The organism is Kitasatospora sp. NPDC056273 (genome assembly GCF_042268845.1).
Taxonomy (GTDB): Bacteria; Actinomycetota; Actinomycetes; order Streptomycetales; family Streptomycetaceae; genus Kitasatospora.
On sequence record NZ_JBHJSJ010000012.1, the window covers coordinates 148,281 to 162,417 of the forward strand.

Consider the following 14,137-nt stretch of genomic DNA (forward strand, 5'->3'; position numbering starts at 1 on the left):
GTCAGGCGTGCCGGAGGCAGAGGGTTCCCCACTGGAATCCCGCACCGATCCCGGACAGCACATAGGTGTCCCCCGGGAGCAGGGCGCCTTCGGCCACGGTGGCGTGGAGCGCGGTGAACAGCCCGGCCGACCCGGTGTTGCCCAGTCGGTCGACCGTGACGGGGACGCGCTCGCGGGGAACGCCCAGGGCGGTCATGGTCTCGGTGAGGATGTTCAGGTTGGCCTGGTGCAGGAAGAAGTACCGGATCCGGTCGACCGGCACACCGGCCCGGTGCGCGGCGCTCGCGATGCTCTCGGGCAGGCGGGCGGTGGCGGTGTTCCAGACGGCGCGGCCGTCCATCCGCAGATAGTGCTCCCCGGCGGCGACGGTGGCCGCCGTGGTGGGCAGCCGGGATCCCCCGGCGGGGATCTGGACGCCGTAGGAGAGCTGGGAGCCCAGGTCGTAGGAGAGCAGGCCCGCTCCGGCCTCGTCGGTGCGGGTGAGCACCACGGCCGCCGCGGCGTCTCCGAAGAACACCCCGGCGGTGCGGTCGGTCGGATCGGTGACCCTGGAGGCGCAGTCGGCCGCGAGCAGCAGGACGGTGCTGATGGAGGGGTTCTGCAGGAGGTGGGCGGCGATCAGCACGGCCTGGACGCCGGAGGCACAGGCCGCCTGGGTGACGTCCAGGGACAGGGCGCGGTGGGCGCCAAGGGCGTCCTTGACGATCAACGCGGTCGACAGGAGCGGCTGGTCCCCGGTGTAGGAGGCGACGATGACCGCGTCCAGCTGGGCAGGCCCGACCCCGGCGGCCTCCAGGGCCGGGTGGGCCGCGGCGACGCACATGTCGGAGGTCGCCAGGTCCGGGGCCAGCCGCCGGCGCTCACGGATACCGGTGCGGCTGGTGATCCACTCGTCGCTGGTGTCCAGGGTGCGGGTGAGCTCCTGGTTGGTGACGACGGCCGGCGGCAGGTGCACCCCCGTCCCGGCGACGGCGAACGGCACGGGCAGGCCGGCGCCGGTCTGGTGGTGCAGCGTCTGCTCCACGGTGACGGTCACAGCAGGGTGCTCCGCCCGGATTCGATCGGTCCGCCGCGAGAGGCTCCCATGGTTCTTTTCCTTCCCCTGCCGGTCCGTCATTTTTCAGTACCGTCGCATCGTTCCATGAAACATCGGGGCCAGATGTCTCGTGGTAATCCGTAAGCGTGACGAAGCCGCCGACCAATTGACATCCAGTCGCCGTGATGTGCTATCGACCGGCTTCCTGGAATGGATCCGCGCAGGAAAAAGGAATACGCCGCTCTCACAATTGACCGTCCACTCCGAAAAGTCGTACGAAAAGAGCGCGGATGACCGATCCAATGGTGCACCGGGGGTCGTCGGCGGTGAGGACGTCGAACTGCGGGGCTCGACGGCGGCCCGGGCATCATCGCCGCCGGTGGCTGCGGCGAGTCGCGAATCTCGATGGCGTTGCGGCGCTGGTGCTGCCAGGGTGTCCCCGTGCCGAAGAAGTTACTCTTCATGACCCTAGCCGGGCATGGACACATCAATCCAATGGTGCCGTTGGTCGAGGAACTCGTACGGCGCGGGCACCAGGTGGACTACGCCACCGGAGCAGGCCACGCCGCCGCGGTCACCAGTGCCGGCGCACGCTGGTTGGAACTGCCGCCGCTGGAGCCGTTCACACCACCATCGAAGATCGGCCCAGAGGCCGTGGCCGGCTGGTTACGCCACTACTTCGCGGCAATGCGCGCGACCTACCCGGTGTTGCAGAAGTACTGTGCCTCGGAGCCGGTGGACGCAATCTGTTACGACACGACGAACTGGCCTGCCCGGACCATCGCCAGGAGGCTGGGGATCCCCGCCGTGCAGTGCTTCCCTCACCTCGCCTCGAACGAGGCGTACTCACTGGACCGGCAGTTGACCGCAGGGCTCGACACCGGCGATCCGGCGATGGCCTTGCTCGCCGCTGACTGTGAGGCCTTCTCCACCGAGTACGGCGTCCCGCTCGGTGTCGCCGACACCATGACGATGGCGGACGGGCTCAACCTCGTGTTCGTCCCGCGAGAGTTCCAGCCGGCCGCTGACAGCTTCGACGAACGTTTTCACTTCGTCGGCCCCTCGATGGGCAGTCGCGAGCAGACCGAGCACTGGTCGCCGCCCGACCCCGACGCGCCACTGCTGTATGTCTCACTGGGCACCGTCTTCAACGGTCGCCCGGAGTTCTACCGCGCCTGCATCGACGCCATCGCCGACGGGCCCTGGCAGCTGGCGATGACCGTGGGCGATACGGATGCTGCCGTACTCGGCGCCATCCCGAGCCGGGTGGACGTCCGGTCGCGGTTCCCGCAACTGGCGGTACTCCGCCATGCCACCGCCTTCGTATCGCACGCCGGAATGAACTCCGTTATGGAGGCGCTGCATTACGAGGTCGGCCTCGTCGCCGTCCCGCGGACACCCGAGCAGGCTGCCAACGCCGGGCGCCTGGGGGAACTCGGGCTCGGCGAATGCCTGGACGCCGACATGGTGAGCGCCGAGGCACTGCGGGCGGCGATCGACAGGGTCGCCTCAGACCCGGCAGTACGCGTCAGCCTTGCGGGAATGCGCCAAGCCATCCTGCGAAGCGGTGGAGTCACACGCGGCGCCGATGTGATCGAGCTGTACCTCCGTCAGCACTCCGTGTGACTCTGCGCTCCTGCGTCGCCCTCACCGGAAGCGGGTGCGGCCACCACGTGATCGTCAAGAGCTGTGTGGACCGGTCGTCGCCGTCTCCGTCGACGGCGACCGCCTGGCCTCCGGGACACCGGCGTTCACGAGGACGGCTGTCCCGGAGCATCGGTGCCGTCCGGCTCGTCACCAGGTGGCGGGCAGGTGCAGGGGGCTGCGGGTGGAGGTGCCCAGCCGCCATTCGATCCCGGTGGTCGGCAGGGTGAGGCGCAGGCCGGGCAGGCGGGCGGCGAGACGGTGGAGGGCGATCCGCATCTGGAGGCGGGCCAGCCACGCGCCGGGGCAGAAGTGGGGACCGGCGCCGAAGGCCAGGGTGCCGGCTTCCAGCGGGTCGAACAGCCGGCTGAGGGAATCGGGTGGGAAAACGCCGGGGTCCCGGCTGGCGGTGGTGCGGTCGGCCGCGACGATGTCGCCGGCGCCGATGGTCACGCCGCCCAGCTCGACCTCCTCGGCGGTACGAAGGAGGCTTCCGGGGCGTTCCCTGTTGGCGCCCAGGGGGATGGTGTGCAGCAGCCGCTCCGCCGCCAGGGCGGCCGCCGCCTCGTCCGAGCCGATGCGGCTCCAGGCGTCGGGGCGTTCGGCGAGCAGGTAGAGCACCGCGTTGGCCAGCGTGGTCATGCTGGTCTCGTGTCCGGCCACCATCAACCCGCACACGAGGTTGACCAGTTGGCGCTCGGACACCTCACCCTCGCGGTCCGCGGCCCGGACGATGGCGCTGACCAGGTCGTCGCCGGGTGCGCGTCGGCGGCCGGCGAGCAGCCCGGCCACGTACGCGGTGAACTCCCGCATCGCGCGGATGACTTCGGCGGGGTCGCGGTCGGCGGTGGCGAAGGCGAGCTCGGTCCAGTCCCGGACGCGTCCGAGGTCCTCGCCGGGGAGGTCCATCATCCTGGCGATCACCTCGCTCGGCAGCGGCCTGGTGTACCCGGTGACCAGATCGGCCGGGGCGCCGAGCCGCACGAGGTCGTCCAGCAGCCGGTCGACCACGGAGGTCACCCACGGACGCGACCGCTCGATCGCGCCGGGGGTGAACGCCCGTTGGAAGACGCGGCGCATCCGGTGGTGCTCGATCCCGTCCTTGTGGAACATCGAGTCCCGGTCGCTGCCCAGATTGGGCGTGTCACTCAGCGGCGGCGCGTCCGGGGCGAACAGCAGCGACCGCTTGAACCGGGCGTCCACGAGGGCCCGGCGGACGTCGTCGTAGCGCGTGACCAGCCAGATCGGAGTGCCGTTCGGCAGCTGCTCACGGCGCGGCGGCCCCACGGACGGCAGCTCCATGCGGTGCATCGGGACCAGCCGTGCTCCGGGGACAGTGATTGTGAGGTTCTCGGTCTGGGGCAACGGTTCCCCCTGGGATCGTCGGATGGCTGCGGTGCGGTCGGCAGGCACCGGCGGCTCTCGGGCGGGTCACCGCGCGCCGTCGGCGTCGGACGGACGGGCACGGTGGCTCGCGGACGTCATGGTGGCGAAGCGGCAGCCGGGGCGCCAACCGGCCCGCTCAGGGTTCACCCGTCCGGCGGCAGACGGCCGGGCGTCCCGCCCCCGGTCCGACGGTTCCCCTACTCCTGTCCGACTACCGCCGGCCGCTCGCCGCGAGCGGGCGGGAGCGCAGCAGGGCGCGGGTCGGCAGGGCCGTCGCGGCGAGGCAGAGGGCCACGGCCGCGGCGGCCAGCGGCAGGGCGGTGCCGGGCGGGACGTACGGCGGGGCGTCGGCGAGGCCCCGGGCGATCGGGACCAGGGTGATCCAGGCGATCAGGCTTCCGAGCAGCAGCCCGGTCGCGGCCACCAGCAGGGCCTCCCAGCGCATCATGCCGCGTATCTGGCGGCGGGTGGCGCCGGTGAGGCGGAGCAGGGCCACCTCGCGGCCGCGGTCCAGGACGGTCATCACCAGGGTGTTGGCGGCGGTGATCGCGGCGAAGCCGCCGAGGACGGCCGCCATCACGGAGTTCGCCCAGTCGCCGGCCTCGCGCCTGCGGTCGGTCTGCGCGACGTACCCGGCGCGGTCGGCCACCGTGAGCCCGACGACCGTGGCGGCCCCGGTGGTGGAGGCCTCGGCGGGGAGCTTCGCCAGCCGGGCGGCGACGTCCGCGCGGTCGGCTCCGGGTGCGTCCGCGACGAGCACCTGGCTGTCGTAGGCGACGGCGGCGTGTGCGGCGACGGCGGCCCGGGGCAGGATCAACTGCCCGAAGCCGAGGCCGCGTTCGTAGGTGGCGACGACCGTCAGCTGTGTCTGGGTGCCGTCGCCGAGCCAGAAGGAGGCGCGGTCGCCGACGCTGTGGCCGAGCCTGTCGGCGAGGGCCGCGTCGAGGGCGACGGTGTCCGTGCCCCGGGCGAGGTCGGCGAGCGAGCCGCTGCGCACGCCCAGGTCGAGGACCCGGGGCAGCCTCGCCGCATCGCCGGACACGCCGAGGGCGTTGGCGGAGCGGAGCTTCCCGTCGGAGCGGTAGACGGCTCCGGTGCGCAGCACGCCCACGGCGGCTTCGACGCCGGGCACCTCGGCGGCCCGTTCGGCGGTGGCGGCGGGCAGGCCGCGACCGGTGGAGCCGAGCACGTGGTCGGCGACGACCCCGGCACGCAGCTGTTCGCCGGTGGCGTGCCCGACGCTGCTCTGGATGAACAGCATGGTGCCGCAGAAGGCGCTGACCATCACGATGGGCGTGATCGCGGAGGTCAGCCGGCGGGCGTCGGCCCGGGCGTTGTCGGCGGCCAGCGATCCGGCGGTGCCGCCCGCGCCCGCCCGCAGCGGCAGGCCGAGCACCCCGGCGGCGACCCGGGCCACCCAGGGGCCGAGCAGGGCGGTGGCCACCAGGAAGCACATGACCACGCCGAGCGCGGTGTTGGCGGCGTTCTCACCGCTCAGGCCGGCGGCGACGGCGGCCAGCACGACGCCGCCCACGACCGCCGCCAGACCGAGGAGGGCCCGCACCACGCCCGCCCGGCCGGCCGGCACCGAGGCCTCTCCGAGCGCCTGGCCGGGGCGCAGGCGGGAGGGACGGTGCGCGGCGAGGTAGCCGGCGGCCAGCGCGGCCAGCGAGCAGGTGGCGACGGCGACGAGCGCGGGGACCGCTCCGACGTCCAGTTCGACGCCCTCGGGGACGGCGCCGCGGGAGACCAGTCCGTCGAACCACCAGCGGGCCAGCGCCACGCCCGGGACGAGGCCGAGCAGGCCGGCGAGGGGTGCCACCAGCATCGCCTCGGTGGCGACCGTGCGGCGGATCTGGCGGGGGGTCGCGCCGACGGCGCGCAGCAGGGCGAACTCGCGGGCCCGCTGACCGACGGCCAGGGCGACGGTGGACACCACCACGAAGACGGCCGTCATGGTGGCGGTGCCGCCGAAGGATCCGCCGATCGCGATCAGCAGCGTCCGGCTCTGCCCGAGCCCAGGCTGTTCGACGGAGCCGCGGTCCTCGCCGGTGACCACCCTGATCCCGGTGGGCGACGCCCCGGAGGCCTGCGGGCCGGCGGTGTCGCGCAGGGCCTCGCGGAGCCGGCGGGCGAGGTCCTTGGCGCCGACGCCCTCGCTCGGCTGGACGGCGATGGCGTCCACCCGGCCGGGGTGACCGGAGAGCTGCCCGGCCACCGCGTCGGCGAACCAGGCCGTCGGGCCGGCGTTCTGCGGCGCGGCCAGGCCGGAGATCCGGTAGGTGCCGCTGCCGCCGGGCGCGACCAGGGTGAGGCTCGCGCCGGGTGCCAGCCGGGCGTCCCGTGCGGTGGCGGCGTCCAGGACCACCTCGTCCGGGCCGGGGGCGCGGCCCTCGACCAGGGTGTCCGCGCCGCCGGCGATGCCGAGCGCCGCGTACCCGCGCCCGGTCAGGCCGGGTGCGGCCGGACCCGGTTGGATCGGGAAGGCGGTGTCGGGACGGGCCGCCGCGACACCGGGCAGGGCGGCGATGCGCTGGGCCAGGGCCGCGTCCACCCGGGGCCGGTCGGGCACCGGCCGGTCGACGGCCTTCTCCTTCTTGTTGACCTTGCGGACGATCCCGATGTCCGGACCGGCCGCGACGACGACCGGCGCCTGCGCGTAGCGCACCGGGGGCACGCTCGCGGTGATGCCGCTCTGCAACAGGGTGCCGCAGCCCATGATGACGGCCGCGCCGAACAGCAGGGCGACGAAGGTCCCCGCGAAGGAAGGCGGCCGGAAGCGCACGGAGGCGCGCGCGAGTCCGTTGCTCATGCCGCCGCCCCCGACGGGGCGGTGGAGCTGCCGCGGCCCGGCGCGAGGTCGACCCCGCGCACCGCGTGCACCGTCCCGACGCCGCGCCCGTGGCCGCGCCGCACCGCGCGCGGTCCGATCGCGGGGCGGGCGGGGGCGTGAGGCTCGGGCGGTTCGTACTCCGGGCGGTGGTGGCGGGCTGCCATGGTGCTGCCATCCCTCGTGGATCGTGTCCGTCAGCGACGGGGTCCAGGCTAGGAACGGCGGGTGGGTACGAACCATGGTGGCGACCGGCGTGCGTGGGGTGGGGATAACCCCACCCCACGCGCGCGGGCCTCGGGCGGGCCGGACCGGCTCCAGCGGGCCTTGCCGCCCGGCCACGGCTCAGCCGCAGTGCTCGAAGCTGTAGCCGGTGTCACCGGTGCCGGAGAACTCGATGTACTTCAGCCCCCCGATGAAGTCGATGCAGGCCCCCTTGGCGTACGCGTAGACCGGGCCCGCGTACTGGGTGTAGTTGCTGCCGACACCGTCCTTGATCCAGGTGCTGTCGCGGGAGCGCCGTATCTCGACGAAGATCTCGTGCTGGCCGCTGACGACCGCGTCGTTCCCGCGGGCGATCGCGCAGTTGTACCCGTTTCCGCTGTTGTAGTAGATGTCGATGAAGCCGACCACCGCGGCCACGTTGTGGATGTCGTTGATCTCCCAGCTCCGCTTGAAGTCGTACGCGCTCCCGCACTTGTTGACCCGGGCGGAGGCGTGGGCCGCGCCGGCGGAGAGGCCGACGAAGCCTCCGGCGAGGACGGTGGCCGCGAGGACCGTCGCGAGACGCTTCCTGATCATCGAGAACTCCTTCGAGTGCCGGGGTTCGCGGACCGCTGCCGCGATCCGCGCGGAACTTCCGGCGGCGGGTGGTGCGTTGCTGGATCGCGTCGCCGCCGGGTGGTCGTCGGGCGGCCGACCGCCCCCGTTGTCGTCGGTCGGCCGCCCGGTCGCGGCGCTCGGGGTCCGTGGTACCGACTCCCCGGCGCCCCGTCAGGGGGCGGCCGGCCCGCTCGAACGGGCCCTGCCGCCCGGAGGGGTTCAGCCGCAGTGCTGGGCTTTGTAGCTGGAGGCCCCTTGCCCCGTGAACTCGTTGTACTTCAGCCCACCGACGAAGTCGATGCAGGACCCCTTGGCGTACACGTAGACCGGGCCCGCGTACTGGGTGTAGTTGCTGCCGGCGCCGTCGTCGATCCAGCCGTCCGTTCCGGAGCGCCGTATCGCGACGTAGATCTCGTGCTGGCCGGTGACGGCCGCGTCGCGCCCGCGGGCGATCGCACAGTTGTACCCGTTCCCGCTGTTGTAGTAGATGTCGATGAAGCCGACCACCGGAGCCGCGCTGGAGTTGTCGGTGATGTCCCAGCTCCACTTGAAGTCGTACGCGCTCCCGCACTTGTTGACCCGGGGGTAGGCGTGGGCCGCGCCGGCGGAGAGGCCGACGAAGCCTCCGGCGAGGACCGTGGCCGCGAGGACCGTTGCGAGACGCTTCCTGATCATCGAGAGCTCCTTCGAGTGCGATGGTTGCCGAGGGCCGGGGCCCCGGGGTGACCGCCGCCGCGGGCCCAGCGCGGCCCCGGCGCCGGCACCGGAAGTCCCGGCCTGGGCTTCCCGTCGCAGGCCGCGACAAGTTGTCCGAAGACCCGGTGGAGTTCCCACAGTGCGGGCGTATTTGATTGTCCATCTACAAGACTCGGCCGCGGCCCAGGTGAACAGCGGACAACCCGGATTGACCACGGACACGGCAGGGGGCAGGGAATGGGGAGCGCCGGACGCCCACAGGGGCGGTTCAAGGGCGAGACCGAGCAGGCGAACGACCTGGCCGGGCTGGTGCGGGAGGTGACCTCCGGGCTCACCGTCCGCGAACTCGCGCGCCGGTACCCGGCCGGCAGGACCAGCTGGAGCGAGTACCGCTCCGCGGAGAAGGACATCCCGTGGCACCTGCTCCGGCAGCTGATCCACGACCGCGTGACGGACCCTCGGGCCCAGGCGGTGCTCCTGGCCCGGGCCGGTCAGCTGCACGAACGGGCCGGGCTGGCGGCCAGGGGACTCCCGTCGCCCGCGGCAGGGCGGTCGGACGCGCGGCAGGCACTGGATCTGGCCAGGCAGGCGCAACGGCAGGCCGAGGCCGGCGTGGCGGAGGCAGAGGAACTGATCCGCGTGCTGATCGCCATCGTGGCCGAGCTACGGGGTGAACTGGGCGCCGCCGGAGCGGACGGGCCGGCCCCCGTCGCGCCGCTGCCGCCCGGCGGGGGCGATGCGGGGCAGCGGCGGGCCCGGCTACTGGAGGCGACGCGCTGCCTGGACGAGGTGCGCCGCATCCGGGAGAGCGCGTACGACGCACGGCGGACCGCGGAGCAGGAGCAACGCGCCATGGGGCTCCTGGTCGACCAGGAGCAGTCACCGGCCGGGGCCGACGGTGGCCGACAGCCGGGTACGGAGCCCGCGGTGGCCGACGGGGTGCCGGCGCACCTGCCCGTGCTCCGGCGCCTGCACACGGACCTCCTCGCGGTACGCACGGCCCTGGCCGGCCGGTACCTGGAGGTGGCCCGGATGGCCCCGGCGACGACCGCCGCCGTGGTTGTCCGCGGTGAGCTGGTCCCGGTCACGGACAATCGCCCGACCGGCCTCTTCCCGCCGGGCCCGGCGTTCGACGACCCGCTCTACCCCACCGAGCCCGCCGGGGCACCGGGGCGTCGGGCCGTCAGGACGGGCGCGGCCGTCGGCGCGGCGGCGGTCCTGGCCGGTGCCCTGGTCCTGGCGGGCGTGCTGGTGGGCGTACAGCTGAGCCCCGCGCCCGCCTCCTCCGGCGCGCTCCCCCTGGCGGTCGGTACCGACGCCGCGCCGACGCCCGGCACGAGCGCCGAACCGTCCGCCCCACCGGCGGGCAGCCCGTCGGCGCGGCCCCCCGGCGACGGTCCGGCCACCGCGTCGACCGCACCCCCACCGGACGGCGGGCCGGCTCCGGCGGCGGGGGTTCGGAGCGCAGCGGCACAGCCCGGTCCGGCGGTTCCCGGCGAGCCGCCCCGTGCCCTGTCGGAAGCCACCGGCCCTCCGGCCTCGACCGGGGGCGACCGACCCGCGCCGCCCCCGGCGCCCACCGCCGCCGCGTCCGCATCCGCGTCCGCGTTCCCGGCACCGGGGCGCCTCGGCGGCACCCCGCTCGTCCCGCCGACGGGATCGGTGGCGATCAGGAACAACAACAGCCTGCAGTGCATCGCCACGCCCGGCGGGAGCCGGGAGGAGGGCGCGCAGGTCCAGCAGTATCCCTGCGGGGACTTCCCCGACCACTTCTGGCAGACCCAGCAGGCCTACACGGACGCCGACGGCGACACCTACTACCGGATCGTCAGCTACAACAGCGCCCTCTGTCTCTCCGTCCAGGACTCCAGCACCGAGGCCACCGCCCAGGTCGTCCAGTCGGCATGCCGGAACAACCCCGGGCAGGCCTGGAAGATCGAGAAGTGGCCGCACGGCATCCGCTTCGTCAACGGCAACAGCCGCCAGTGCCTCGCCGTCTCCCACGGCAGCAACGCCCCGCAGGCCCCGCTGATGCAGTACCCGTGCGGCGACTACCCGGACCACCACTGGGGCTACGGCTCACGCCGCTGAAGCTCGTTCCAGAGGCCGGGAACGGGACTTCCCGGCACGAGCAGGGTGTCGCGGGCTGGCCCGGATGCCGTGGCGCGACGGGCGCTCGCCATGCGCCGGCGTGGAGGCAGGCCGCCCACAGGGAGGGGGTCGCCGGAGAGCGGTCGCGTACCGCCCGGACGCCGGGGTCCGCGGTACTGCGGGCGGAGAGGTACGCCAATCCCGGCCGCGGGCGGGCCGGTTGGGCCGTGCTGCTCGCGACTGTCGGCCGGCCGCCGGCGAGGCGGGCGGGCGCCGGTGCCTCACCGCGGCCGGCCTGCTAGACCGCGCCGGTCAGGGCCACTTCACCTCGGAGAGGTGCTCCTCCACGCGGAGGATGTCGGCGTCGGTCAGGGCGAAGCACGCGCGGACGTAGGGATAAGGGGCCGGCCCGAGATGGAACGCGTCGGCCGGGATGGTGGCGATGCCGGCGGCACTCAGGATCGTCTCCGCGACCTCGCCGCTGTCGCCGCCCAGCGGAGTCCCGTCCACCAGGAGGTAGTAGGCGCCTTCCGGGTCGTTGGTCGCGAGGCCCGCGTCACGGAACGCCGCGGCGATCCGGTCGCGCTTGCGGCGGTAGTCCTGGCGCGTCCGCGCGTAGAAGGAGTCCGGCAGGGTGAACGCCCGTGCCGCGATCTGCTGCAGCGGGGTGGGGGCGCACACCGAGAGCGCGTCGGCGGCGATGCGCAACGGCGCGATCAACTCCGGGGGTCCGGCGGCGTAGCCGAGCCGCCATCCGGGGATGCTGTAGGTCTTGGAGAGGCCGGAGACCGTGATCGTGCGGTCGCGCAGCAGGTCGAACGAGGCCGGCGAGCGGTGCGGTTCGTCCCCGTAGTAGAGGTGCTCGTAGATCTCGTCGGTGATCACCAGCAGGTCCCGGTCCGCTGCGAAGCGCGCCACCTCCTCGATCTCGTCCGGTGGCATCCGGTGGCCCGACGGATTGCCGGGTGTGCACAGCACGATCGCCCTGGTGCGGTCCGTCGTGGCCGCCTCCAGGGCCGCCCTGTCGATCCGGAACCCGGGGGCGTCCGTCCTGACCGGCTGGGGAACGACCCCGTGGATCTCCGCCACGGTGCGGTGGTAGCCGTAGAAGGGTTCGGGCAGGAGCAGGCCGTCTCCCGGGTCGAGGTGGGCCAGTACCGCCGCGTTGTACGCGCCGGTGGCGCCGATGGTGGCCACCACCCCGTGCTCCGGGTCGACGTGGACTCCGTTGTACTCCGTCAGCTTCCGCGCGACGGCCTGCCGGAGGACGGCGTCTCCGTGGGCGGGGCTGTAGGAGTGGTCGGCGGACGCGAAGTGTGCGGTCGCGTGGTCGAGCAGGTCGTCCGAAGGCGGCGTGCGGGACAGGCCCTGGCCGAGGTTGATGCCGCCGACGGCGACGCACCGCTCGGTCATGGCCCTGATGGTCGACTGCCGGAACCCGTCGAGCCTCCGCGCGTGCGGCTTCATCGGTGCCTCCTCCCGTGTTCGGGCCGGTCGTGGGATCGGTGGGTGTTCACCCGGTGGGTGTTCATGCGCTGACTGTTCATGCGGTGACTGTTCATGCGGCGGTCCATCCGCCGTCCGCCTCGATGACGGCTCCGTGGACGTAGCTGGACGCCTCCGAGGCCAGGTACAGCACGGTCCCGACGAGCTCCTCGGGCCTGCCCCAACGGCCGGCGGGTACCCGGGTGAGCAGGCCCGCACTGCGCTGCGCGTCCGTGCGCAGACCGGCGGTCAGGTCCGTCTCGAAGTAGCCGGCGGCGATCGCGTTCACGTGGACGCCCCGCCCGGCCCACTCCGCCGCACAGGACCGGGTGAGCTGTACCAGCGCGCCCTTGCTCGCCGCGTAGGCGACGACGTTGCGGCCACCGCTCTGGGCCAGGACCGATGCGATGTTGACGATCTTTCCGCTGCCCTGCCGGAGCATGGCCCTCCCGGCGGCGCGTGACACGAGGAACGCGCCGGTCAGGTTGGTGTCGATGACGCGCTGCCAGGTCTCGGCCGGGTAGTCCTCGACCGGGAACCTGTCGATGATGCCGGCGTTGTTGACGACGATGTCGAGTCCGCCGTGTTCGCGCACCGCACGGGAGAGGACGTCCTCGACCTCTGCCTCCCGCGTCACGTCCAGCCCGACACCGACGGCGGATCCTCCGTCGACGGCCAGTTTGCCGGCGACCGCGTCTGCTGCTTCGCTGCTGCGCCCGGCGACGATCACTCTGGCACCGGCGCGGGCCAGGCCGGCCGCGATGGCCTGGCCCAGCCCGCGGGTGGCCCCAGTGATCAGGGCCACCTTGCCTGTGACGTCGAACAGGTGCAGCGGACTGGTGTCATCCATGTCCGCCACCACAGTCCTCTCCGTTCTCTCCGTCCGGGTGTTACGCCGTCAGCTCGGACTCGATGGTGGTGCTGTGGTACCAGGGGTTTCCGGCGGATTCGGAGATGAGGTCGCGCGACCGCGTCTCGTGGTGCCGGCCGAGGCGGAGTGCCGCGTGCTGCACCACGTTGAGGGCGGTGAAGTACTTCCGAAGGAAGTCCCCCTCCGAAAGGTGCACCCGGGAGAACCGGATGTTCCGGTTCTCCGGTCGGTCGTCGGTCAGCAGACGCTGCAGGTTCTCACCCTTGGCGAGGGTGTACTCGTCGTCGTCCGCGTCGGAGAACCAGACCGTGCTGTGCTTCCGCACCGGATCGGAAAGCGTGGCCACCTCGCTGTGGCAGAATTCGTGGAAGTAGTTCCGGGCGGTCGGAACCATGGCCATCTCGTTGAAGTGCATCTTGGCCAGCTTGAGCAGGCTCTCGTGCCATTTCGGGGACGCGATCATGATGATGTTCGCGTCCTCGCTCGCGTCGGCGATCCGACGGGCGGCCTCGCGGCCGTTCTCCTCGAAATCCGCCTCGAGCAGGCCCGCCAATTCGCCCAGCCGGGCGTGGTGGTCGTCGCTCAGCACCCCGAATTCGTGGAACATGTCCATCAGGATGGCGAAGTACTGCGAGACGTGGAAGAGCGGGTACTCGCGGTCCGGTTCGCGCAGCCGCCAGTAGGCGATGGAGGCGCCGTCCGCCCGCCCGAGCTCGGCCAGTTTGCCGCCGGAGGTGAGCAGGAGCACCTGGTCCCGGACGGCGCGAAGCCGCTGGTAGGCGAGGACCGGCTCCTGCGAGTGCCCGCTGTAGGAGCTGATGATGTACAGGGTCGCCTCGTCCTCGAGGACCGAGGGAGCGGCCAGGAAGCGGAAGTCGTAGTCGTTCACGACGTGCACTTCGAGGGGCAGGCCGATCTCCGTGAAGTAGCCGCGGACGATATCCGAGACGATGGCCGAGCAGCCCATTCCGGTGAAGACGATGCGCTTGAACCTCCCTTCGGAGAGACGCTGTCGAAGGTCCGGGGTGACGTCGTCGAGCGAGTACTCGTCGGGCTTCGTCAGGCCGGCCCGGTACTCCTTCTCGATGAATTCCTCGTAGCGGTCGAGTCGGGACTTCATGCGATCTCACTCCATCACGGTCGCGTGCGGGTCGAAGAAGTCGTGCGACTCCGGATACCGAACTCCGGAGACCCGGGTTGCTTCGGGTGATTCGACTCTAACAAGCGCGGAAGGCCTCGTGGCATTCACATCGGTAAGTCTGCGAATCGACCAGGG

At 72.5% G+C, this 14,137-nt stretch carries 11 protein-coding genes; 2 read left to right on the top strand and 9 right to left on the bottom strand.

From position 1 onward, the window contains the following. Position 1 precedes the first annotated feature (1 nt). Positions 2 to 1,036, bottom strand: a complete 1,035-nt coding sequence (locus ACFCY1_RS13765) for a 3-oxoacyl-ACP synthase III family protein (RefSeq protein WP_375874662.1) — start codon at positions 1,034 to 1,036, stop codon at positions 2 to 4. A 441-nt stretch (positions 1,037 to 1,477) separates the two neighbouring features. On the opposite strand from ACFCY1_RS13765, the gene ACFCY1_RS13770 reads away from it, so the two are divergent. Further along, a complete protein-coding gene (locus tag ACFCY1_RS13770; RefSeq protein WP_375874663.1) occupies positions 1,478 to 2,662 on the top strand; it encodes a macrolide family glycosyltransferase in 1,185 nt (394 codons plus the stop codon). Positions 2,663 to 2,830: 168 nt separating this feature from the next. Here the strand turns inward: ACFCY1_RS13770 and ACFCY1_RS13775 are convergent, their stop codons facing one another. The 5 genes from ACFCY1_RS13775 to ACFCY1_RS13795 form a co-directional block, all read right to left on the bottom strand. Continuing rightward, on the bottom strand, positions 2,831 to 3,982 hold the full coding sequence (locus tag ACFCY1_RS13775) for a cytochrome P450 (RefSeq protein ID WP_375874664.1): 1,152 nt from the start codon (positions 3,980 to 3,982) through the stop codon (positions 2,831 to 2,833). 295 nt (positions 3,983 to 4,277) lie between these two features. Next, entirely contained in the window at positions 4,278 to 6,878 is a 2,601-nt protein-coding gene (locus ACFCY1_RS13780) for an ABC transporter permease (RefSeq protein ID WP_375874665.1), read from the bottom strand. After that, entirely contained in the window at positions 6,875 to 7,063 is a 189-nt protein-coding gene (locus ACFCY1_RS13785; RefSeq protein WP_375874666.1) for a hypothetical protein, read from the bottom strand. The genes ACFCY1_RS13780 and ACFCY1_RS13785 overlap by 4 nt, the downstream gene beginning before the upstream one ends. A 178-nt stretch (positions 7,064 to 7,241) precedes the next feature. Beyond that, complete coding sequence (locus ACFCY1_RS13790) at positions 7,242 to 7,697, bottom strand: hypothetical protein (protein ID WP_049651159.1); 456 nt, start codon at positions 7,695 to 7,697, stop codon at positions 7,242 to 7,244. Positions 7,698 to 7,937: 240 nt separating this feature from the next. Continuing rightward, on the bottom strand, positions 7,938 to 8,393 hold the full coding sequence (locus ACFCY1_RS13795) for a hypothetical protein (protein WP_375874667.1): 456 nt from the start codon (positions 8,391 to 8,393) through the stop codon (positions 7,938 to 7,940). Positions 8,394 to 8,651: 258 nt separating this feature from the next. On the opposite strand from ACFCY1_RS13795, the gene ACFCY1_RS13800 reads away from it, so the two are divergent. Further along, positions 8,652 to 10,505, top strand: coding sequence for an RICIN domain-containing protein (locus tag ACFCY1_RS13800; RefSeq protein WP_375874668.1), 1,854 nt, complete (start codon positions 8,652 to 8,654; stop codon positions 10,503 to 10,505). A gap of 312 nt (positions 10,506 to 10,817) precedes the next feature. Here the strand turns inward: ACFCY1_RS13800 and ACFCY1_RS13805 are convergent, their stop codons facing one another. The 3 genes from ACFCY1_RS13805 to ACFCY1_RS13815 form a co-directional block, all read right to left on the bottom strand. Then, a complete protein-coding gene (locus ACFCY1_RS13805) occupies positions 10,818 to 11,972 on the bottom strand; it encodes a pyridoxal phosphate-dependent aminotransferase (protein ID WP_375874669.1) in 1,155 nt (384 codons plus the stop codon). Positions 11,973 to 12,063: 91 nt separating this feature from the next. Beyond that, on the bottom strand, positions 12,064 to 12,840 hold the full coding sequence (locus ACFCY1_RS13810; RefSeq protein ID WP_375874670.1) for an SDR family NAD(P)-dependent oxidoreductase: 777 nt from the start codon (positions 12,838 to 12,840) through the stop codon (positions 12,064 to 12,066). A gap of 40 nt (positions 12,841 to 12,880) precedes the next feature. After that, complete coding sequence (locus ACFCY1_RS13815; protein WP_074005839.1) at positions 12,881 to 13,981, bottom strand: SIS domain-containing protein; 1,101 nt, start codon at positions 13,979 to 13,981, stop codon at positions 12,881 to 12,883. Between the last annotated feature and the right edge of the window lie 156 nt (positions 13,982 to 14,137).

Excerpts from the sequence above, each read along its gene's own strand:
- ACFCY1_RS13805 (WP_375874669.1), bottom strand. The coding sequence starts at position 11,972 with ATGAAGCCGCACGCGCGGAGGCTCGACGGGTTCCGGCAGTCGACCATC.
- ACFCY1_RS13815 (WP_074005839.1), bottom strand. The coding sequence starts at position 13,981 with ATGAAGTCCCGACTCGACCGCTACGAGGAATTCATCGAGAAGGAGTAC.
- ACFCY1_RS13800 (WP_375874668.1), top strand. The coding sequence starts at position 8,652 with ATGGGGAGCGCCGGACGCCCACAGGGGCGGTTCAAGGGCGAGACCGAG.
- ACFCY1_RS13775 (WP_375874664.1), bottom strand. The coding sequence starts at position 3,982 with ATGGAGCTGCCGTCCGTGGGGCCGCCGCGCCGTGAGCAGCTGCCGAAC.
- ACFCY1_RS13780 (WP_375874665.1), bottom strand. The coding sequence starts at position 6,878 with ATGAGCAACGGACTCGCGCGCGCCTCCGTGCGCTTCCGGCCGCCTTCC.
- ACFCY1_RS13810 (WP_375874670.1), bottom strand. The coding sequence starts at position 12,840 with ATGGATGACACCAGTCCGCTGCACCTGTTCGACGTCACAGGCAAGGTG.
- ACFCY1_RS13790 (WP_049651159.1), bottom strand. The coding sequence starts at position 7,697 with ATGATCAGGAAGCGTCTCGCGACGGTCCTCGCGGCCACCGTCCTCGCC.
- ACFCY1_RS13795 (WP_375874667.1), bottom strand. The coding sequence starts at position 8,393 with ATGATCAGGAAGCGTCTCGCAACGGTCCTCGCGGCCACGGTCCTCGCC.
- ACFCY1_RS13785 (WP_375874666.1), bottom strand. The coding sequence starts at position 7,063 with ATGGCAGCCCGCCACCACCGCCCGGAGTACGAACCGCCCGAGCCTCAC.